15 protein-coding genes are annotated in these 21,414 nt (G+C 46.2%); 8 read left to right on the forward strand and 7 right to left on the reverse strand.

Annotated features, from left to right (window positions below; translation table 11 throughout):
- The first annotated feature begins 84 nt into the window (after positions 1-84).
- A complete protein-coding gene (locus B9Y77_RS15240) occupies positions 85-1,704 on the forward strand; it encodes a glucuronyl esterase domain-containing protein (RefSeq protein WP_085492271.1) in 1,620 nt (539 codons plus the stop codon).
- 148 nt (positions 1,705-1,852) lie between these two features.
- Here B9Y77_RS15240 and thrH read toward each other — a convergent pair whose 3' ends face one another.
- Together thrH and B9Y77_RS15250 are read right to left on the reverse strand one after the other, a co-directional pair.
- Entirely contained in the window at positions 1,853-2,470 is a 618-nt protein-coding gene (thrH, locus tag B9Y77_RS15245) for a bifunctional phosphoserine phosphatase/homoserine phosphotransferase ThrH (protein ID WP_014546980.1), read from the reverse strand.
- A 146-nt stretch (positions 2,471-2,616) separates the two neighbouring features.
- On the reverse strand, positions 2,617-3,504 hold the full coding sequence (locus B9Y77_RS15250; protein ID WP_085492272.1) for an Hsp33 family molecular chaperone HslO: 888 nt from the start codon (positions 3,502-3,504) through the stop codon (positions 2,617-2,619).
- 138 nt (positions 3,505-3,642) lie between these two features.
- On the opposite strand from B9Y77_RS15250, the gene B9Y77_RS15255 reads away from it, so the two are divergent.
- Positions 3,643-4,188 (forward strand): DJ-1 family glyoxalase III, encoded by a 546-nt coding sequence (locus tag B9Y77_RS15255; protein ID WP_085492273.1) that lies wholly within the window; start codon positions 3,643-3,645, stop codon positions 4,186-4,188.
- Between the two features lie 362 nt (positions 4,189-4,550).
- Here the strand turns inward: B9Y77_RS15255 and sufB are convergent, their stop codons facing one another.
- The 4 genes from sufB to B9Y77_RS15270 all read right to left on the reverse strand — a co-directional run bounded on the left by sufB (position 4,551) and on the right by B9Y77_RS15270 (position 11,271).
- Positions 4,551-5,966: a Fe-S cluster assembly protein SufB gene (sufB, locus tag B9Y77_RS15260; RefSeq protein WP_014546983.1), complete on the reverse strand. Its 1,416-nt coding sequence runs from the start codon at positions 5,964-5,966 to the stop codon at positions 4,551-4,553.
- 131 nt (positions 5,967-6,097) lie between these two features.
- Positions 6,098-9,256, reverse strand: a complete 3,159-nt coding sequence (locus tag B9Y77_RS15265) for a type IA DNA topoisomerase (protein WP_085492274.1) — start codon at positions 9,254-9,256, stop codon at positions 6,098-6,100.
- Between the two features lie 70 nt (positions 9,257-9,326).
- Positions 9,327-9,500, reverse strand: a complete 174-nt coding sequence (locus B9Y77_RS16100) for a hypothetical protein (RefSeq protein WP_176221785.1) — start codon at positions 9,498-9,500, stop codon at positions 9,327-9,329.
- Positions 9,501-9,723: 223 nt separating this feature from the next.
- On the reverse strand, positions 9,724-11,271 hold the full coding sequence (locus tag B9Y77_RS15270; RefSeq protein WP_085492275.1) for a competence protein CoiA family protein: 1,548 nt from the start codon (positions 11,269-11,271) through the stop codon (positions 9,724-9,726).
- Positions 11,272-11,456: 185 nt separating this feature from the next.
- On the opposite strand from B9Y77_RS15270, the gene B9Y77_RS15275 reads away from it, so the two are divergent.
- Positions 11,457-11,621 (forward strand): hypothetical protein, encoded by a 165-nt coding sequence (locus tag B9Y77_RS15275; protein ID WP_254900075.1) that lies wholly within the window; start codon positions 11,457-11,459, stop codon positions 11,619-11,621.
- 111 nt (positions 11,622-11,732) lie between these two features.
- On the opposite strand, the gene B9Y77_RS15280 is transcribed toward B9Y77_RS15275, so the two are convergent.
- Positions 11,733-13,136 (reverse strand): tetratricopeptide repeat protein, encoded by a 1,404-nt coding sequence (locus B9Y77_RS15280; RefSeq protein ID WP_085492277.1) that lies wholly within the window; start codon positions 13,134-13,136, stop codon positions 11,733-11,735.
- A 173-nt stretch (positions 13,137-13,309) separates the two neighbouring features.
- Between B9Y77_RS15280 and B9Y77_RS15285 the strand changes: the two genes are divergently transcribed.
- The 5 genes from B9Y77_RS15285 (at position 13,310) to B9Y77_RS15310 (ending at position 21,357) form a co-directional block, all read left to right on the forward strand.
- Positions 13,310-15,076: a PA14 domain-containing protein gene (locus B9Y77_RS15285; protein WP_176221786.1), complete on the forward strand. Its 1,767-nt coding sequence runs from the start codon at positions 13,310-13,312 to the stop codon at positions 15,074-15,076.
- Between the two features lie 439 nt (positions 15,077-15,515).
- Entirely contained in the window at positions 15,516-17,072 is a 1,557-nt protein-coding gene (gene leuA2, locus B9Y77_RS15295) for a 2-isopropylmalate synthase LeuA2 (RefSeq protein ID WP_085492280.1), read from the forward strand.
- A gap of 71 nt (positions 17,073-17,143) precedes the next feature.
- Positions 17,144-19,156, forward strand: coding sequence for a hypothetical protein (locus tag B9Y77_RS15300; protein WP_085492281.1), 2,013 nt, complete (start codon positions 17,144-17,146; stop codon positions 19,154-19,156).
- A 19-nt stretch (positions 19,157-19,175) separates the two neighbouring features.
- Positions 19,176-19,538 carry a hypothetical protein gene (locus B9Y77_RS15305; protein WP_085492282.1) on the forward strand — a complete coding sequence of 121 codons (363 nt, stop codon included), beginning with the start codon at positions 19,176-19,178 and terminating at the stop codon, positions 19,536-19,538.
- Positions 19,539-19,665: 127 nt separating this feature from the next.
- Positions 19,666-21,357 (forward strand): fibrobacter succinogenes major paralogous domain-containing protein, encoded by a 1,692-nt coding sequence (locus tag B9Y77_RS15310; protein WP_085492283.1) that lies wholly within the window; start codon positions 19,666-19,668, stop codon positions 21,355-21,357.
- Positions 21,358-21,414 lie beyond the last annotated feature (57 nt).

Raw genomic sequence — 21,414 nt, forward strand, 5'->3', positions numbered from 1 at the left:
ACCTCGCCCAAAATTTTTAGAATAGATTAATTTAAAGGACAACAATTCCGCCGAATTCACGGCTGTTGTTGGGGTTGGTATACAATGAATAAGTGGATGAAAGTAATGCCAGTGGCAGTTGCTGCCTTTGGCTTATGGGCGTGCGGCGATGAAGCTATGACTTCTGCCGCGCAATGTACAACAAAAGAATGCTTGGAACAGGTCGGTCAATCCGCTGGAATTATTTCTGGTGGAGAATCTAGCTCCAGTTCGTACGCCGAAAATAGCGTAGAATCAAGTTCTGATGACGGTTCTGGCAGTCAGGGACCTGATTCTTCTGCAGATGCACAATCTCCGACGAGTAGTTCTGATGTCGCTATTTCTAGCGGTGCATCTAGTAGTAGTGTCCTTGGACCTCAGCTTTCGTCGAGTAGCGATGCTTTGCCTGGAAGCAGCAGCGATGCTGTCTCTAGTTCTAGCCGTGGACATCATCAATCTAGTTCGTCTGCAGCAAAGCCGGAAGTCTCTAGCTCTAGCGAATCAACGCCTCCGACTCCGGTAAATGAATTTGTTGAAGACCATCGCAGTGAATGCCAGATTGGCAATATCCCTTCAAGCGTGAACAACGCAAAACTGCCGGACCCGTTTATGGGTCTTGATGGCAAGCGTATTTCTAGCAAGGCTGATTGGAAATGCCGTCGCGAAGAAATCGGTGCCATGTACGAAAAGCTCATGTTCGGTACAAAGCCGCGCAATCCTGAAAAAGTCGAAGGCTCGTATTCTGGCGGAAAGCTCACCATTAAGGTCACCGACAAGGGCAAATCTGGTTCGTTCTCCGTGAAAATCAGCAACGCCGGTACCAAGGACAAGCCGAAGCCTGCGATGATCGGTTTTGGCGGTGGCATGATGGGCGGTTGCGGAAGCCTCGGCAACGCAACGAACGGTCTTGACATCGCTCAGATTACGTTTAACCCGGATGACGTCGCTCCCGAAAGCGGTGGCGGTATGTTCTTCAACATCTATGGTGGTAACACGAACAACTACGGCACCATTATCGCGTGGGCCTGGGGCGTGAGCCGCATTATCGATGCTCTTGAAAAGACGCCTGAAGCCGGTATCGATGTCAAGCATCTCGCCATGACGGGTTGCTCTCGCTGGGGTAAGGGAACGCTTGCCGTGGGCGCATTCGATGAACGTATTGCCCTCACGATTCCGCAGGAATCCGGTTCCGGTGGCGCATCGCTTTGGCGTGTGGGCGCTCAGGTGAACAAGCAGAAGGGTAAGCAGTTCGTTCAGGGCTTGAGCAGTGCTGGTTCCGAAGGCAAGTGGATGATTTCTAGTTTCAAGAGCTACGATGGCAAGGAAAATACGCTCCCGTTTGACCAGCACATGTTGGTGGCTATGGTGGCTCCGCGTGCGCTCCTCATTCTCGACAATGCAGGTCAGGAATGGTTGGGCGAAGTTCCGTCGAACTATTGCGGACAAGCTTCTAAGGAAGTTTATGACGCTCTCGGTGCAACGGAAAATTACACCTACAGCCAGGAAGGCGGTCATGGTCACTGCCAGCTTCCGAACGGGCAGTTTGACGAAGTCAAGGACTTTATGAACAAGTTCTTGCTCGGCAAGGATGCCAAGACGGGTAAGATTGACTACACCAAGAATACTCAAACCATCAACTTCAAAAAGTCTGAATGGATCGACTGGGAAACACCTAGCTTGAAATAATTATTAGTCGTTAGTTGTTAGTCATTGGTTATTAGTTATTGGTTGTTTTTTCTAATGACTATTGACCATTGACTAATGACCGTTGACTGATTATAAAAAATAACCGCCGACATTGTGTCGACGGTTTTTGTATACTTTGTGCTTTTTTTTACAGCGAATCCTGGAACTTATGGAATTTGTCCAAAAGTTCTGCGTAGGTCTTTGTGGCTTCGAGCTGCGGGAACTGTGCCACGATGGAATCCGGAGCGCAGAAGAAGCAGCCCTTGTCGGCCTGCTTGAGCATGCCCGTGTCGTTGAAGGAATCGCCCGAGGCAAACACCTTGAAGTTGAGTTCCTGCAAGTGCTTTACGACCTTCGTCTTCTGGTCGCTCATGCGCAAGTGATAACCCTTGATCATGTCGTTTTCGACCACGAGATTGTGGCAGAAAATTGTCGGGAATCCGAGATTTTTCATGATGGGGTAGGCGAATTCCTGGAATGTATCCGAGAGAATGATCACCTGAGCTTCGTCGCGGAGCGTGTCCATAAAGTCACGGGCACCATCGAGGAGTCCGAGGTTTGCGATAACGTTCTGGATGTCAGAGAGCTTGATGTTTTCGCGTTCGAGAATCTTGATGCGGCCCTTCATGAGCACATCGTAGTCGGGAATGTCGCGAGTGGTGAGGCGGAGGTCCTTGATGCCCGTCTTTTCGGCGACGGCAATCCAGATTTCTGGTGCAAGAACGCCTTCCAGGTCAAGAGTGACAACACATTGCTTAGTAAACATGATTTTAGGTGTTAGGTTGTAGGTTTTAGGTGGTTGTTGCTTAAGGGTCTTTAGCTATTAGTCATTAGTTGTTAGTAGATAATTGTGCTTACGGCACCAAACTTTAAAAAACTAAAGACCATTGACTAATGACTATTGACCTAGCACTATATTTTCTTATTTCTCTCGTCTATAATTTCTTGCATGTCGGCAGGTGTAATCGTGTAGTTTGTGCGGCAGAAGTCGCAGACAACGTTCAAGTCCTTGTTTTCGCTGCTGAGTTCTTGCAAATCCTTGAGCGGGAGCGTTGCAAGTGTAGCGAGCATGCGGTCCTTGCTGCACGGGCAGAAGGGCTTCGGGTCGATTTCGCGCACCACTTCGATGTCGTACGGTCCGCGGAGCTGGTCCAGAAGTTCATCAAGGTCAAAGCCCTTGTCTGCCTTGTACATGTCACAGAACTTCGGGAGATTCTGCACGATGACTTCGATTAGGTTGATGTCCTTGTCCTCGAGGTCCGGGAAAGCTTCGATGTAGAAGCCTGCGGCATAATCGAGAACGCTCGGGTCCTGAGTGTTGTACTGGGCTTCGATTCCAACGGCAGTGCGAATCTGTTCGGACTGCAAAAGGTATGTGGCGAGGTTCTGACCCACAGAAACGGACGGAGCTTCGATAATGCTTTCGTGAACGCGCTTGCCCTGTTCGTTCAACTTTACGACTTGCACGTGCTGAGGCACGAGGGCGGGTTCGTTTGCTCCGATTGCCTGGAGTTCAGTCTGCGGAATCATGGCGCGGACAAGACCCATCGGAGTCGAGTCTGTTTGAATCTTTGTGATTTCGCCACCAAAAGTAGTGGTATAGGAAACTGTACCTGCGAATTTAAGGCCTGCGCTCAAGAATATGCTTGCAATGGAGTTTTCGGCAAGCAACTTGAGGGCAAAACCCTTGGCGTTGTGGTGGCGGCCGATTTCATTCATGGTCTCTGTTAAATCGACCACGATAAGGCGGAAGGGCGTTTTTTTGCCCGTCGCACGGATGATTCTGTCTTTAAAATTCATACCCTAAATATAGAATTTCACGATATCTCTGATGTTGGTGCTGTTTAAAAATGAGTTAAGAACGCAAAAAAAATAATGAAAAAAGGTAATTGAATTAGAAAAAAAGCTATAATAACTAGGTAACTATTTGGAGGTATTATGCAAATTCTCGTTCTGCTGGCAGATGGTTTTGAAGAAACCGAATTCGTTGTTCCTGTTGATTTGTGGCGCCGTGCCGGTTTTAAGGTGACTATTGCGTCTGTTTCGGGGGCTGATTTAGTCAATGGTCTTCATGGGCTCAAAATCCAGTCCGATGTTGCTTTGAATAAACTTGAACCGACCGATTTCGATGCTGTTTTCTTGCCGGGTGGCGGTGTTGGCGTGCAGAATCTCAAGGCAAGTGCTGCTGTTGAAAATGCAATTTGCAGCCTCAATGATGATAATAAATGGATTTTGGCTATTTGCGCCGCTCCGACGGTACTCAGCAAGGCTCGAATTCTTGTCGACAGAAAGGCTACGTGTTATCCTGGCTGCGAGACCGATCTTGTATGCAGTGAATTTTCTACAGACCGCGTCGTTGTTGACGGAAATATCATTACAAGCCGTGGTCCGGGTACGGCTGAAGAATTTGCTCTAAAGTGCATTGCCGAGATGGGTAGCACTGAACTTTCTGAACAAATCCAACGTCAAATCGTTGCTCGCTAAGTTGTCTGTATCATACTGTATCATGACAAAACCCTGAGGTATTCCCCTGTAACTATGCAGGGGATTTTTTTATAGACGGTTTATAATTTGTTTATTCATTCTTAAGTTGTTAGTCAATAAGTACAATGTTTGTACGATAAAATATTTTTTTATTAAAAATTGAATTTAGGTGACACTTTATATTGTAAAAAATGCTATATATAAAGTACTCCATATACACCAATAAGGGTCGGAAACTAAAATTTCCGGCCCTTTCCTTTTAATAATTAAATGTCCACAGTTAAAAAATCAAAAAATGCCCGGCATAGCCGAGCATGATTTTTTAGTCAATAGTTGCTGTTTTCGGCGTTTTGGCGCCAAAATTATCCGACGCTATGTTCGAGTTTTAAAGTCAACAGTTGGCGGGCCTCTGTAGCGAACTCGCCGGGGAGTTCCTTGAACACGTCCTTGCAGAATCCGCCGACCATCGCTTGTATGGCATCTTCACGTTTGATGCCGCGGCTCTCAAAGTAGAACAGCTGGTCTTCGCTGATGCGGCTGGTCGTAGCTTCGTGCTCGGTTTGGGCGCTTGCGTTTGCGACGGTGATGTAGGGGAACGTGTGGGCGGCGCTCTTGGTGCCGACGAGCATGCTATCGCACTGGGTGTAGTTGCGGGCGCCTGTAGCGGACTTACGGATGCTCACTTCGCCACGGTAGGCGTTGCTAGAGCAGTCCGCGCTGATGCCCTTCGAAATAATCGTGCTCTTGGTGTTCTTGCCGATGTGGATCATCTTCGTGCCGGTGTCTGCCTGCATGTGGCCGTTCGTGAGGGCCACGCTGTAGAATTCACCGACGGAATTGTCGCCCTGCAAGATGCAGCTCGGGTACTTCCACGTGATGGCGGAACCCGTTTCGACCTGCGTCCAGCTGATGCGGCTGTTCTTGCCTGCGCATTTGCCACGCTTCGTGACGAAGTTGTACACGCCGCCTGCGCCCGTTTCGCGGTCGCCGGCGTACCAGTTCTGCACGGTAGAATACTTGATTTTGGCGTTTTCTTTGGCCACGAGTTCCACGATGGCGCTGTGGAGCTGCTTGCTGCTGAATTCCGGCGCGGTGCAGCCTTCGAGGTAGCTTACGCTGGCGTCGTCATCGGCGATAATCAATGTGCGTTCGAACTGGCCTGCTTCCTTGTTGTTGATGCGGAAGTAGGTGGAAAGGTCCATGGGGCACTTGACTCCAGGCGGAATATAGACGAAGCTTCCGTCGCCAAAGACCGCGCTGTTGAGGGCCGCAAAGTAGTTGTCGCCAGCGGGGACCACGCTACCCAGATATTCCTCGATGAGTTCCGGGTATTCCTTGATGGCGTCGCTGATGGAGCAGAAGATGATGCCCATTTCCATGAGCTTCTTCTTGTGGCTTGTGTAAATGCTGACGGAATCGAACACGGCATCGACGGCGACGTTCGCGAGTCGCTTCTGTTCGTCGAGCGGGATGCCGAGCTTTTCAAAAGTCGCCAAGAGTTCCGGGTCCACGTCTTCGATCTTTTCGTGGCTCTTCTTGGTCTTCGGCGCGGAATAGTAAACGATGTCCTGCAAATCGACAGGATTGAAGTGGAGCTCGCCCCAGTTGGGCTGTTCCATCGTCTTGAGCTTTTCGTAGGCTCTCAAGCGAAAATCGAGCATAAATTGCGGTTCGCCGCGAAGCGCTGACGCCCTGCGGATGATATCCTCGTTAAGGCCTTTTTCGAAGGCTTCGTTCTCAATATCAGTGACAAATCCGTATTTATAGTTTTCGCTCATCTTTAACCCGCTTTACCCGCGTATTTTTCGGGTGCAAATATAGAAAAATGTAAAAGAGGTTCCAAATGGAACAACTCCATTTCTGTGTTAACCTATAAATGTTGTAGGGTGACTGCGGCGACCGCCGTCATTTACCCTTTCTTAATCACTTCTACGGTGAGCTTGTTGAACGCAATCTTGCCGCCTTCGCGCAGTTCTAGCGCAGCCCTGAATGTCGTGTCGTTTTTCTTGAACGGTTCAAGGATCGGTGTGGATTTGTTCTTGAGGAGCGTTTCGACTTCTTCGTCGGAAAACTCGCGTTTGAAGAATATTTTGGGAATCCCGTAATTGCAGGCGGGGTTCATGCACACGTATGCCGCAAGCGTTTGCACTTCGCCGTTTGGCGTTTGCGTGGTCGTGCCGCTACGGAAACGCAGTTGGTCGCCGCAACAAGGGCAGGGGAGGTCTCTGTGGACAAATTCAAAATTTGTGCGACCGTCTTCACCGAGTTTTAGGTAGGCATCGAATTCCGTCCCTTTCTTGCTCTTGAATCCGGTTAAAAGTTCGGTCTTGCCGCCGGTGAGGAGAGCCTTGATGTCTGCTACGCGGAGTTTTTTGCCTGCAACGGACTTGAACAGGGTAAAGTTACAAGCTGGGCAGAAAATGGCGTTTTTGTTTTCTTCGAGTTTCTTTTTGCAGAGCGGGCAGTTGAACTTGGTTTCGGTGCCGTGGAAATGTCCATCGTTTTCGAAAGCGAATGTCGCCTTGAAATCCTTGTCCCAGACGACTTTGGCGTTGAAGGTCGTGCCTTTCTTGGTCAAGAATCCGCTGATGATTTCGGTCGTGCCGTTGCTGAAAAGTTCTGCAATTTCTGTGTCGCTCATGATGTGCCCGGCAATTGTCTTGTAAAATACGAAGTCGCAAGTCGGGGCTGTGTCCGGTGTGAGCGTCGGGTCGCCATTTTCGTTGTTCGATGTGGTGACGTCGCTCCCTTCGCAGATGAGGCGGTTCCCGGAATCCAAAAGCGTCTTGCCGCACTTGGGACACTTGTAATTGGTCGGCGTTTTGGCGCGGGCGTCATCGGAAAATTCAAAGCCGATGTTGCCGTCATCGCCTAATGTGAGCGTGGCGCTGAATGTCGTTCCTTTTTTGCTCTTGAAACCGCTGAGCAAATCGGACTTGCCGGTTTTCAGGAGTGTCGCCATTTCGGCGTGGCTCAGTGTGCGGCCGGCAATCGTGTGGCCTGCCTTGAAGCCGCATTCTTCGTTTTTGCAGATATAGCCCCACGGCGCAATTTCCAACGGGCTGGAACATTTCGGGCAAGGAATGGCGTCGGTGACGGTTTCGCGTTCGAATTGGCTTGCGTATTTTTGGTGCAGATGTTCGAAGAGTTCCTTGACGTAATTCACGATGCCGTCGCGGAATTCAATTGGCGTGAGTTTGCCTTTTTCGACTTGCGAAAGCTTGAATTCCCATTCGCCGGTCATTTCGGGTGATTTGACTTTTTCGTCCATGAGCGCGATGACTTCGCGTCCGCGTTGGGTGCTGACAAGGTAATTCTTTTGCGCTTCGATGAATCCGCGTTTTTTGAGCGTTTCGATGATGCCAGCTTGCGTGGCTGGCGTTCCGAGACCGCGTTCTTTCATGGCTTCGGCAAGTTCTTCGTTTTCGATTTGCTTGCCCGCCGTTTTCATTGCGGCAAGGAGCGTCGCTTCGGTGAAGTACTTAGGCTTGCTCTTCTTTTTCTTTTGCAGTTCTAGACTGTCAAATGGCGCGTGGTCCCCGAGATTCCATTCCGGGAATGTCTCGACAATGTTTGTGATATCGTCGCCATCGCCTTTGCTTTCGGTATCTGCTCCCTTCGCATCGCTTGTCATGCCGGACTCTGTTCCGGTATCGCCTTTTTTCTTTTTCGACGGTTTCTTCTTTTCTTCCTTGACGAGTGCGCGGAAACCTAAATCTTCATTCCTCTTGAGTTTTAGCCTAAAGATTTCGGCGTTGGCGGCATCCAGCAGAACTTCCATTTCGCTCCAGACATACGGCTTGAGCCAAGCCTGCACAAAGCGTTCCTTCGCGAGCTTGTAAATGTTCTCTTCCATTTCAGGGAGGTTTTGCGGCTCTTCTCCCGTGGGGATAATGGCAAAGTGGTCTGTGACTTTACTGGAGTTGATGAAGACAAAGTTTTCGTTCACGCTACGCATGACTGATTTTTCTTGCGGCGTGGCTAGTTTTTGTGCAAGTGCGTATGCTTCTTGCTGCATCGTATCCGGCAGGTATTGCGAGTCCGTACGCGGGTAGGTGAGCAACTTCTTTTCGTACAAGTTTTGTGCGCAATCGAGAACTTGTTGGGCGCTGTATTTAAAACGCTTGTTGCCCTCTTTTTGCAGTTCCGTCAAGTCGAACGGCTTTTGCGGGAACTGTTTTTTTTGCTGGATGTCAACCTTTGCAATTGCCGCTTCTTCTGGCGGCGAACATTTGTCTATAACAGCTTGCGCCGGCTCTTCTTTCTCGAAAATCGCAACTTTTAAATTGCTTTGCTTGTCTGCCGCGACTTTCTCATCTACAGGCGTGCCGGAATCGCCTTTTTCCTCTTTCGTTTCGCTTTTGACGAGCTGCGCCAGGAACCCTTTCCACGTTCCCACAACACTGTAATAAAACAGTTCCTTGAATTGCTCGACAATTGCATCGCGTTCCACGACCAAGTTCAGCGTCGGTGTCTGCACGCGCCCCACAGAAATCATCTTTCCGCGCCCGGCAGTGAGCGTGTATGCACGAGTTGCATTCAGCCCGACCATCCAGTCGGCACGCTGGCGGAGCCTTGCCGCATAGCTCAAGTTCAAACGCTCAGTCGCGTCTTCCAGATTCTTCCAAGCCTTGTCCAAATCTTTCGCCACATAGCTGTTCACCCACAAACGCTTGATCTGCTTTTTGCGAAAGTCCGGCGTGTAGTCGAGAATCAAGTCGAAAATCAAATTACCTTCACGGCCCGCGTCCGCGCCGTTCACAAGAACATCCGCCCTTGCCATCATGTCGCGCACAACCGCGAGCTGCTTTCGCGTGCTCTCGATTTCCATCAACTTGAATTTTTCGGGCAAAAGCGGCAAGTTCGAAAGTCGCCAACCGCCCTCGAAACCGGGGTAGGCGTCCAACGGAGCAAGCGTAATCAAGTGACCCACGCACCATGTGATGCAATGGTTCTTGCCGATGAGGCACCCGTCGCCTTGCGTAAACTTTTCCCCTTCGATACGCTCCAACATGGGCTTGTAATGTTGATTGGCGACAGATGGTTTTTCGGCGACGAGTAAAATCATAATTGTCGAAAAATATAATTTAATTCTTGGATGGCTTGTAGGAGTATTAAACTCTTATTGTAGAATCGCTTTAGTGGATTGCGAGTGCCGCTTTTTTTAATTCATCAAAAAATTGCTTTGTTGCCTTGGCGTTTGCTTTGCGAGTGTCCTCTGCAGCTTCACTCATTATTTGGGCAAGCATTTCATCGGTAGGTTCGTCTAAATCAGTCAATCTGTACGAATTGATGTTTTTTTTTGTTATCATAGACGCCTCTGAGTGGTGAAACCTTTTTACTAATATATGTTTTGATGAATTTTTAGTCAATATGATAGTGCTTGTGATGGCTAAAACGGAGCGCTGCTATGGGATTTTTATCTCCGCTTGAAAACAATCTCTATAAGAAAAAAAACAGGGCCAAACGCGAAAACGCCCAGCCCATTGTAGAGAAAAATGATAAGGTATTGAAGAAATATCGGGTAAATGAGCTTTACAGTTTCAAGCGATTGTCTCGATAGCATTCATCAAGTAATTCAACTAAATCCCAATTTCTTTGGTAATAGTCGATGCTTCTTTCGCTTATTTCATAATATCCGCATTCTACGGCGTTTCCTGAACGGCAGGTGTTGTAATGTTTCTTGCAATATATCGGGGTGTCGTCGGCTACGCCTTTTTTCCAGTTTTTTCTACAATGTTGGCAAAGGAAACAATTTCTAACATTTCTTTTGTTCTTCAAAAAAAGACATAGAACAGCCTTGAAAACATCGTCACCTGGGAAAAATTGATAGGATTCTTGCAAGGAATTTCCTATGACAACATAATCACAAAGTGTTTTTTCCATAGCTTTCAATTTTTCGTATATGCTAGGAATTTCCTCATATCTTACCGGAGTACAGCGACCATCCTTTGTCAGCATAAACCCTTTAAATTGATAATCTCCGCAAGACAAAAAATTTTTCAATTTGAAATTATGGAATCTTATATCGTTTGATTCCTTTATTATCATATAGGGCTCTTCCCAAGGAAAAATACCATTATTTAAATTCAATCCAAATTGAATCGTTCGTATTTTATCGTCAAATATATATCCTCTTGACAATCCCACCGAAAAGGCGAATCGAATTTTGTTTCCTTTTTCATCTGCGTAAACCAAACTATCGTCAGTACATTCTGCATCTACGATGCTCCTAAACCTACAGGCCAAATCAAAACTTGAACAAGTCATTGCGTTTAGGCATCGAACAGTTTTGAAATAGGGGCAGTCTTTCTCGCAATGTTTTCCGCTAGGGAAATTGATGACAAACCTTTCATTCTTTCTTAGTGTTTTGGCATAATAGTCTTTGAAACTATTCTTTGCTTTTAACATTTCCAACGTGCAATATGGTTCGTCTTTTATGGCGCTATTTACCATATTGAAACATACAACATTGAGTCTGTTTAAATCCGTAACGATCAGGCCATTTTCTGTTCGGAAGCCTTTCAAGTCTTCTTCCGATTCAAGATTGATTTCTACAATGGGTACGCCAGAAGCTATTTTATCCTCTGTGGAAATATGTGTCACAGCAATTTCCACATACAATTTATCACCATTAGCGTTTGAAAGCAAAATATCTGGTGTCAATCCAGTTGTTGAATCGTATTTTTCAACTTCAATACTTGTAAATTTTTCAATTAAATCAAGTTTTCTATTTTCAAATTGTCCATAACACTTTTCACTCTTACAGTATTTACACTTATCCGTTCCACATTGATGTTCTACTTCGTAGTCAACCATTAAGGGGAACCCCATCATTTTATTCTTTTCAAACAGTTCCTTGAAAAGTCTTTTACCAAGTTGATGCAGATACGTTTCAAGAGAGCATTTGGATTCTGAATGTCTAAAATGCGGAAGTCTTTTCGTGACATTTACAACAGCTTCCAATTTAGAGCCGCAACCTAAGCAAGTAAACTGGTGGTTTTTGCGATATTCCACCGTGACTTCCTGGACGTGCTTTACAGAGCCGTCTTCAGATTGGGCGTATTGATAGGTTATGCTCATATTTTATCTCAGCTCGAGAAGCATCTCGATAAGGCTTACTTTTAAATATACTCATATTTTATGTGGGTTTTCGTGTGATTGAACTTTTATGACGAGCGTTAAAGAGCCTACTTGACAAAGATTTCATCAAAGGTGTATCTTTAACAGAGTACACCGACGAAATTCTATTGAACGAGGTTGATGGTATGACAGACTTGCTTTACGAGAGACAAGGGGCCTATGCTCAAGGACATGATGATGCCTGTAAAGAACACGCCCAACTTATGGTCGATGCCGGAATAATGACCCCAGAGAAAGCTGCCGAATTGTTCAAGGTTCCTAAAAAGGAAATCCTACCAAGAAATCGGTGATTGCTTTTTTCTAAATGAAATACCCAGCCCGACTAAGTCGGGTTTTCTCTTTTTTCATTTTGCAAACTGCTTATAAAATCGATTTATTTAAATTCCCTAAAATTCCATACGCTACAAATCATCTTCTAAATCTCCGAGATTTAAATTGGGCGTACTATTATTAGGAAAAGGAAATTGAGGACTGGGCATGGGTTTTGTAGGGAAAGCATCTTCCAAAATGCGCTTGCGGTTGGATTCGAAGCGGTCACTTTGGATAGCTCTCTGCATGAACGAAGCGTAATCTTCAATAGCCTGGTTGGCCTTGTCTAACGTCGGACGTAATGCTTTACGCTTGCTTTCCACACGCGGCGTCGGTAACTGGCTTGCAAGATCCAAGGCTAGAATCTGAATGGAGTCATACTGGCTCCATATTGCATCGAATGCCTGACGAGCGCTATCGCGAGCAGCAACAGACACCATCGGCTGTTCCGTGCGATTTTCAGCCTGATTCAAGGCTTCTAAAGCGTCCTGGTAGTTCTTCTTTATCATGTAGCAGAAACCCATAACAAGGTAAGCTTCTGACACGAGGAAAGATTCTGGAAGGTTGTTTATAATCCATTTGGCGTACTTTATAGCTTCATCCGGCTTGTTGGCCTTGATAAAGGCCCATGCAATACCAAGCATCGCTTCGTCGAACACCGGAGAATCCTTCTGCACCAGGCCATACATCCGAGCGGCGGCTGCAATGTCCGGCTTTTCTGCAGAGAAGAATAGGTGGCCAAGTTTGACCTTGGCTGCATTCTGGATGTCGTGTTCGGACTTGTTGGAAACTGGCAGTTCCGTAATAGCGCGGAAGCAGTTTTCGGCTTCGTCAAACTTGCTCATTCGACTGTTAGCGATACCCATTGTATAGCGGGCGTATAAGTAGTTTGCGTTACCCGGATGGATTGTGGCGAGCAGATCGATAGCTTCCTGATAGAGGCCCTGTTCGAACTTGATTTGGCTGGCAACGTAGTCTGCATCAGCCTTCGCATCGCTTTTGCCGAACTTCTGAGCAATGTACTGGTACTTATTCATTGCTTCTGTATATTTTCCTTCCTTATAGTCCATGTTCATCAACTGGAAGTGATACTTGGCAAGTTGGTCACTCTGCGGATAGCGCTTGATGGCATCTCGGTAAATTTCCCTAGCCGCCTTGTGCATACGGAGGTTTTCAAAGGACTTTGCCTCATAGAAAGCAGCCTGGTCCACCAAGTGGAATGCCGGGTACTTGGTCTGAACCTTACCGAAGGCGTAAGCCGCATCCAAGAACTGACGATTCAAGAAAAGACGCTTAGCGGCGCGGTAGTCGTCGAGCGGACCCGTTTCAAATAATCCTGCCGAGTTCTCGTACATCCAGGTGCTACTACCATATTCGGGAGACCACTCATCCTGCTGATACTGATTCGGCGTGTCGGTGGCCTTTGCAAACAAAGAAGTGCAGGCTACGGCAAGCCCGATAGCGGACGCTTTGACGAAACTAGTACGCAACACCATTTTATTTATGCTTGAAATAACTCTTCTATAAAACCCACTTCAATATACTTTATTTTGTTTGGGTGAACAAGCGATTGAAAAAGTGTTTTTTGAGAGGTTTTGACTGTTTTTTTGAAATAATATATATTTCCTAAAAAAAGATTTTGTCTTTAATGAAGTCTTGGGGGGCTTTCATGAAAAATACACTTGAATATTTTTTAGGGGTATTTCTCCTATTTTACGTTTGCGCATGGAGTAAAGCATCTGATATCCTCATCGTCGTTGACGACGAAATGATAAAAGACAACGAAATCAGGAATGCCATAAACACCTATACAGATGACATCTGGAATACTTATCAGGTAAATGCCTCTATCGTATCTTTCAAATCCCAGAAGAACGGCGGGAAAGCGACCGACCTAAAAGAAATACTCGTAAGCAAGAAGGATTCTATCACGGGAGCCGTTTTTGTTGGAGACATTCCGCGAGCTCAATTTGAATTTTATCAGAAAACAGAAGAAGGATTCCGATACCAACGTTGGGTAACAGACTTATACTTCATGGATCTTGACGGTATTTGGAAAGACACTGCTGCCGGAGGCCCCGAAGCCTATGGCGGAAAGTTGTTTGACACCACCACGACAACATTAAACTTCAATGTAGTCAACGGTTCTCCGATACCAGGGAAAGTACCGGCGGATAGTTTTTCAATTGCATATTCCGGATACATCAAATCTCCTGTCACCGCACTTTGTTCCCTGCAACTTACCACGGACAATGACAGGCGCCTTTGGATTAACGATTCCCTGCTCATTGACGCATGGTTCAACAACTGGGACATTCCCTATTACAGCGCTTTTCAATTCCAAAAAGACAGTCTCTACAAATTCAAACTGAACTATGCAGAAGAATTTGGCGACGCTTATCTTACCCTAAAATGGAAATGCGGGGATAATGCCTCCTATCAACCAATCCCTGATTCCGTTTGGCGTCAAAATGACAAGAGCACACGCGGTCTTAATCAAACCTATTACGGAAATATTTTCATGATAGATTCGCTCCCCGAAGAGGACATAAAGCACCTTTGGATTTCTGGAAAATCCAATGGAGTTTTTGACGGGCACTATTCCAAAAGTGGCGCAGTTTCTGATTCCTTTGAAATATGGGTTTCTCGAATTGACCCCAACACGGCCGGTTTCTACGGTAACCCCAAAACACTTTTATTGAGATATTTCGAGAAAATCCACAGCTACTATCTCGGTTTGTTCAAGAAACGTACGCGTAGTGCCATGTTCCTAACTGAGGAAGGAGGCTTAAACAATCCTCTAGACCAGAAATTCGTTGATGGTTTGAGTCGTCTTTATTCCCTAGACTCCCTTGATAAGTCTATCGCTGACGGGCTGGAATATCTAGACAACATAAAATCAGATAAGTATGATTGGGCCCTTTACGGTGGGCACGGAGGCCAAACTGGCCTTGGAAACGGACTGGATATAACACAAGTGGAAAGGAACATGTGCGTCTCACCGAGATTTTTCCACTTTGCTTGCTGTGGTCCACTTACCTGCTATGATTTCTACGGCAACGCCAATAGTGCCTCTGTTGGAAGCGAGCATATCTTTAACACGATTAACGGCGGTTTTGTAAGTATCGGTTCGTCCAAAACCAGTGGAAGCGACCAAATGGATGGTTTCATGTACTACGCCTTTGAGCACAAGTTCATTGGCGAATCGTTCCGGGAATGGGTGAATGAAAGGGTGAAAAGAAACCAGTACGGCCATAAGGAAGACCTTTACGATTGGTTCTATGGAGAATCGATTATCGGAGATCCGATGCAAAAACTGGAAGTGCCAGAACAAAAAACGATTCGCATCCACAAAGTCAAAGCACAACAGAAACCACAAAAAAACGGCAAGCTGTACGACCTTTTGGGAAGAATCAAAGGCTTGACAAATTTATAAAATAGTGTACATTTGTGTATGTAACAAAGGAGGCTTTGCAATGAAATTAGAAGGCTTTGGACTTTTTGTCGATGACATGGCGACTATGACTTTTCCGATGCGCGCAAGGTTGCTCCGGACAAGTTAAAGACCGTAATCCGCCATCCGATTCGGAAAAAGCAGTAGTTTCTAAAATGGGAACACCCCCTCCTTCCCCCTTGCCATTCCTCTCGAAACTTTGTATATTCATGCACATGAGAAAAATCACGAACCTTCTACTTCTACTTAGCATCGCTACCGAAGCGAGGTTTTAGGGATTTTTCAAAGATTTTCAAAGAATTTAAACCTAAAAGCGCCCGCTTCGAGAATGAAGCGGGTTCTTTTTTATGGTGAAATTCTATTTTTGGAATTGAAAAATTAAAGGAACTTTGCGGTCTTGAAGCCGGCAAGGAGATAAAAAATGACTGAAACGAGAAAACCATTCTTCTATGACGTAACACTGCGTGATGGTAACCAGGCTCTTCCGAAGCCTTGGAACAATGCCCAGAAAAAAGATGTTTATCTGTTGCTCTTGAAGCTCGGTGTGCAAGGTGCCGAAGTCGGTTTCCCTGCGTCTAGCGAAATGGATTTTGAATCGGTCATGGAATTGGCTAAGCTCACCGCTCAGATGGCGGAAGAAGGCGACGAAACTGCAAAGAACGTCGTGGTTTCTGGCCTCGCTCGCTGCATCGAAAGCGATATCCAGCGCTGCTGGGAAGCGGTCCAGTACGCACCGCACCCGCGCATCCACACGTTCCTCGCTACAAGCCCCTTGTCCATGGAAAACGTGCTGCACATGACGCCTGAACAGGTCAAGGAAAAGGCTGTGAAGTGCGTGAAGTTTGCAAAGTCGCTCGTTGGTGACAAGGGCGATGTGGAATTCAGTGCTGAACATTTTGGCGACTGCCTCGAAAACATGGATTTTGTGATTGACGTTCTGAAGGCTGTTGTCGAAGCCGGTGCTACGACGATCAACCTGCCGAACACGGTGGAACGCTATCGCCCGAAGCTCTATGTGGATCAGGTCAAGCAGGTTTACGAAGCTCTGCCCAAGAACATCACGATTTCTGTGCACTGCCATAACGACCTCGGCATGGCGACTGCAGCAACTGTCGAAAGTTTCTTCGTCGGCGCCACACAGCTCGAAGTTGCTTTGAACGGCCTCGGTGAACGTTGCGGTAACACGAACTTCTACGAAGTTGCGATTGGCTTGCATAACTCCGGTGTCGATACGGGGCTGCATCTCGAACGCATTTACGAAACTGCAATTCTCGTGAGCCACTGGAGTGGCGTGCCTATATACATCCGCGCTCCGTTGATCGGTACTGAAGCTATCGTCCACCGCAGTGGCATCCATCAGGATGGCGCTTCCAAGACGAAGGACATGAAGAAGGGCGCTTACCGTCCGATTGATTACTCGATCATTGGTCGTAACCAGAACGATACGCTCAGCTTCACGAGCCAGAGCGGCCGCACCGCCGTGTACGAAATCATCACGAAGTTCGGCTACAAGATGACCTTGCAGGAAGCTTCCAAGTTGCAGCCGGTGCTGAAGCGCTTGAGCGAAGCCGAAGGCGAACTCAGTGCCGAACGCGTGCTTGACGTGTTCCGCGAACAGTTCGTCAACGTGAACGGTCGCCTGGTGTTCAACAACATCGAAGTTATCCCGGACGAAAACCGCTTCATTTTCCACTTCAAGAAGGATGGCGAAGCGCTTGTGAAGTCCGTGACGGCCGAAGGCCCGATTGAAGCTGCCCTTATGCTCATGCGTGAAATCGGCATGCCGGTTGAACTCGTGAAGTACCGCCAGCTTGTTGTTCCTGAAAAGGACAAGTTGTGGGCAGGTCGTGGCTTAAGCCGCATTGTCTTGAAGGCTAACGGCGAAGAAGTTGAAGGTCGCGGTGTCTCGAGCGATACGCTCAAGGCCAACATGCGTGCTCTCTTCGGCGGCGTGAACCTCTTGTACAAGAAGGCTTAAGAAGTCGTCATGGCGGACTAAGGTTGGTGAACTTGTCGGACCACCGCCATCTCGGAAAAAAGGAGAAAATTATGTTTTTTATCTGCGCAATTTTATTTGCTGCCTGTTGTAGTTTTGCTGCTGCTTGGAGCGATGTGGCAACAAAACCTTCGCAGGTTCAGGTTGACGGGAAACCTTATTACGAAATTTCTTCGGCAAAGGAACTTGCTTGGTTCTCGAATGAAGTTGCGTCTGGCAAAAACAACATTAACGCCATTCTGAAAAATGATATTGTACTTTGGGACTCGGTGTCAGGCGATACCAACTATTGGACTCCGATAGGTCTTGCAGATTCGCTTGCGTTTGAAGGCATTTTTGATGGCAATGGAAAAACGATTAACGGCGCACGCTCCGAACATTCGCTAGAAAAAGTAGATACCGTTTTTAATGGCTTTTTCAGGTTTGTCGGTGAAAAGGGAGTTGTCAAGAATTTCACTCTCAAAAACAGCTTGATTACATCAGAACATCTTGGCTCTGATACGGTTATGACTTTGGATGAGTTTGCAAAGAATACTCCGTTTTTCTTTTCTGTTGTTGGTTGTGTCGCTGGTGTGAATAAAGGTCTTATCGATAGTGTGCGCGTTCTTGATGTTGAGCCCATTGCTAAGGGGAGCACTTCTACAAGGACTATAGTAAAAGATTCCACGAGAATTTCTTTGGTGATGGTAAACGGATATGTTATGAGATATTTTGTTGGCGGCGTTGTCGGGCTTAATAAGGGGGCTGTAACTCACATCCGTGCGAATGATGTGCATGTTTCACCTCATGGCTCGATGGTGACGATGTATATGGGGGGAATTGTAGGGGCTAATGTGGGGACTGTTTCTGAATCGCTTAGCGAGGCTAGTTTAGACGATGCTGTACCTGCGATGCTTGGCGGTATTTGTGGCAAGAATGAAGGAACGCTCGATCATGTTAAAATGGTGGGAAATATCGAAAATGTAACCGGCTTTGTCGGTGGAATTGTCTCAGAAAACCATGGCCGTGTGACTTGGTCGGAATACACGGGCTCGCTTGGTCGTGCTGGAGATGGAGGTGTTTCGATTGGAGGCATTGCTGCATATAACACAGGAACGATTTCGAAATCTTTCTATGGCTTTATAGACAAGTCTCAGGCGCTTAGACTTACTGCAACATTAGATGACTTTGGCCTTGGTATTAGCCCCGAAGCCTTTGCTGGTGGCATTGTTGCAAGGCAATCTAATCAAGGGATTGTCGAGGACTGCGGTGTTCATATTTCGTGGCTTGTTCTAGGAAACAATGGTAAAACGTCAACTAGTATGTATTCGGGTGGCATTGTCGGAATTGATTCGGGGAGCGTGTATAATTCATACGCTGCGTTTTATAAAATTTCGAGTATTGGAAACAAGGCTCCGCTATACAATGTTGTTGTAGGTGGAAAACACGAGGGGAATCATTATGATTCCGTTTTGATGCAAACCCCTTTTCCCAAGGATACGACGGGATTAGAACAATCGCTGATGAAATCCTCGAAGTTTGCGTGGATATTGAATACAAAGTATAAAACTGAATCTAACAGAAATATTTGGTGCTATAATGGTGATTATCCGGTGCTTGCTCGAGATGGGCGCAAACCGACCTATAGTGTAATCCGCTATGTAAACGGAGTTGTCTTTGATACCGCTTATACGGATTGCAATGGACGAATGGTTTGGCTCGACAGTATGCCTGATCCATTAAAAGACAAAACTCCCAATGGCTGGAAAATCATGAATGGCAGTAAGATGGTGAATATCAATTCGGATTATGTTTTTGCTGGTGATACAAGCATCTATACTACTGATGAAAATTTTGTGAGCTTTATCGCGACTAAACCGAAACTCTCGATAACGACTTCTGTGGATCGAGGATGGATTTATATTGATGGGGTATCGCCTGCGGAATCCGTTGCTTTGTTCGATGTTCAGGGGCGCTTGGTAAAACGTGAAACTTCCACGAATAATCATTTGGCTATTCCTTTGACTCATTCTGGAATGTATATTTTAATGTATAAAGGAACTAGCTATAAGGTTAGAGTCCCTTAAATGAATGTTTGGAGAAAGTATGTTAGAACAACTGAAAGGCCCTTTCAAAAAAGTTTACGGCAAGGTGCGCTCCTATGTCAGCCGTTTTGTCGGACCCGTCAAGGATTCGGCGTCAAAGTTGTTTGCTCTGATTCCCGGATTCAAGGCTTTCGCTGGTTCCGAAGACTTGGCAAATGCAAACGATGCTGACGGCGCCGTGGATGGCGAAAATGGCAAGGTCGCAAAGCCGGGCATTCGTGCAAAACTCAAGAACTTCAAGCAATCTCTTAAGGGTTTGAGCGATGCTCAAAAGCTCATTCTCCTTACGATTGCAGTTGTGCTCCCGGCGGGCATTGTCCTCGCGCTAGCCCTTGCAAGTTTCTTGAAAAAGCGCAAGAAATAAACTCGTTGGCTGCGCACTTTTCAATTGCGCTCCTCATATAAAGTCCGCCTTTGTGCGGATTTTTTTTGTCCAAATAAATTTTTGTATATTTATTTTGTATATTATACAAAATAAGGAAGGAGTGTTTATGAATAAACGCATTGCATATTTTTCTTTCGTCTGTATTCTTTTGTCTAGTCTCATCGCTTGTGGAGATGATGAATCAAATAATCCCATTGCAAATGATGTAGAATCTTCATCATCCGAAATTCAAGATGACGACAAATCCAGTGACTCAAAATCCGTTAAATCAAGTTCGTCAGAAAAAGCGGCGATAAAGTCTAGCGATTCTCAAAAAAAGGAATCTAATTCATCTAGCAGTGAAACGAAAAAATCAAGTGATGCGAAATCTGGAATTGAAAGTTCTTCAAGCTCCGCAAAATCGTCAAGTAGCTCGTCGGATAAGAACGCCTCATCGAGTTCTTCAGAAATCAAGACCTATGCAGCCTCGAAGGTAAAACCCTCTGGTACTTACGATTGCAAAAAATACAAGTGCTTTACGACGGAATACCTGAATCAGAAAATGCTTGCCGCCGGGGATTATGGTGAAATCCTCGATGAAAGAGACAATCAGGTTTATAAGACTGTTATTATTGACGATCAAGTATGGATGGCTCAGAACCTGAATTACGAAACGGCGTATAGCTATTGTACCGATGATGATTGTGCTAAGTATGGTCGTTATTATTTGTGGTCTGCCGCGGTAGATAGAAAGGACTGTGAACATGGTAATTTTTGTTCGCTGCCACCAAGTGGGCAAGGCGTGTGCCCTGCGGGCTGGCATTTGCCCTCGAAAGACGAGTATCTGAGATTGTTCGACAACGTTGGCAAGTACGGCGGTACCAATAATGAATTCGTCGCAGCAGAACTCCGTGCCCAGCGAGGATGGTCGGTTGAAGACAATGCTGATGATTATGGTTTTTCTGCGTTGCCTACGGGCTATAAGCTCGGTTCAGCAGGTAATTTTGCTGATGTCGGAAAGACAACGCATGCATGGACTTCTACAGAGGTAAACTCCATAGGTGCGTATCAATTCAGAATTTATGAAGATCGTCTATATGTATCCTTGATTGATGACAGCAAGGGGTATCCTCTCCCTGTTCGTTGCGTTATGGATAAAGATTCTTTGCCTAAAATCCAAGCTCCTGCGCTGTATTTAGAACATGTTGACGAATGGTTAGGTGTGGTTTCTCGAGAGGAATATCTTAACCCTAATGTTATCTATGATTCTCTTGTGGATCCTCGAGATGGACAGGTTTATAAGACAAAGAAAATTGGCAAACAGGTATGGATGGCTCAGAATTTGAATTATGCGGATAGCACAAAAACTCCAAGCCTTGCGAATGGAAGCTGGTGCTATAATGATGAACCTGAATACTGCAAGTTGCTAGGGCGCCTTTATAATTGGACAGCCGCAAAGGATGTCTGCCCGGATGGTTGGCATCTGCCGAGTTATGATGAATGGAAGGTGCTGGAATCTAAATTTGGTGGTCAAATTATGGCGGGGCAGTTCCTCAAAGCTCAAGCGGGGAGCCTTTCTAATAATGGCGACGATGAATTTGGTTTTTCGGCTTTGCCTGCAGGTGGAAGATTTATTGATGACAGCGAACATGATAAAGTCAATTATCTTTATTTGGGAGATAACGCCTTCTTTTGGAGCTCAACCCCAGAGAATGATGATTATGCATACCGTATGAATATTCCTTATTCATCCAATACTACGAATATACGCTCTATAAAGCAAAAATACGGACATTCCGTCCGTTGCGTCAGAGACTGATGGAATTGTGAATTAGGAAGTCGGATTTCAGAGGGCCATTTGCATTTGCTAGATTTG

The sequence above is a fragment of the Fibrobacter sp. UWB13 genome, from assembly GCF_900177805.1.
GTDB lineage: Bacteria > Fibrobacterota > Fibrobacteria > Fibrobacterales > Fibrobacteraceae > Fibrobacter.

Coding starts and splice junctions, on each gene's coding strand:
- thrH (WP_014546980.1), bottom strand. CDS start 2,470: ATGTTTACTAAGCAATGTGTTGTCACTCTTGACCTGGAAGGCGTTCTT.
- B9Y77_RS15275 (WP_254900075.1), top strand. CDS start 11,457: ATGACAGACTTGCTTTACGAGAGACAAGGGGCCTATGCTCAAGGACAT.
- B9Y77_RS15300 (WP_085492281.1), top strand. CDS start 17,144: ATGTTTTTTATCTGCGCAATTTTATTTGCTGCCTGTTGTAGTTTTGCT.
- B9Y77_RS16100 (WP_176221785.1), bottom strand. CDS start 9,500: ATGATAACAAAAAAAAACATCAATTCGTACAGATTGACTGATTTAGAC.
- B9Y77_RS15305 (WP_085492282.1), top strand. CDS start 19,176: ATGTTAGAACAACTGAAAGGCCCTTTCAAAAAAGTTTACGGCAAGGTG.
- B9Y77_RS15255 (WP_085492273.1), top strand. CDS start 3,643: ATGCAAATTCTCGTTCTGCTGGCAGATGGTTTTGAAGAAACCGAATTC.
- sufB (WP_014546983.1), bottom strand. CDS start 5,966: ATGAGCGAAAACTATAAATACGGATTTGTCACTGATATTGAGAACGAA.
- B9Y77_RS15285 (WP_176221786.1), top strand. CDS start 13,310: ATGAAAAATACACTTGAATATTTTTTAGGGGTATTTCTCCTATTTTAC.
- B9Y77_RS15270 (WP_085492275.1), bottom strand. CDS start 11,271: ATGAGCATAACCTATCAATACGCCCAATCTGAAGACGGCTCTGTAAAG.
- B9Y77_RS15250 (WP_085492272.1), bottom strand. CDS start 3,504: ATGAATTTTAAAGACAGAATCATCCGTGCGACGGGCAAAAAAACGCCC.
- B9Y77_RS15240 (WP_085492271.1), top strand. CDS start 85: ATGAATAAGTGGATGAAAGTAATGCCAGTGGCAGTTGCTGCCTTTGGC.
- B9Y77_RS15280 (WP_085492277.1), bottom strand. CDS start 13,136: ATGGTGTTGCGTACTAGTTTCGTCAAAGCGTCCGCTATCGGGCTTGCC.
- leuA2 (WP_085492280.1), top strand. CDS start 15,516: ATGACTGAAACGAGAAAACCATTCTTCTATGACGTAACACTGCGTGAT.
- B9Y77_RS15310 (WP_085492283.1), top strand. CDS start 19,666: ATGAATAAACGCATTGCATATTTTTCTTTCGTCTGTATTCTTTTGTCT.
- B9Y77_RS15265 (WP_085492274.1), bottom strand. CDS start 9,256: ATGATTTTACTCGTCGCCGAAAAACCATCTGTCGCCAATCAACATTAC.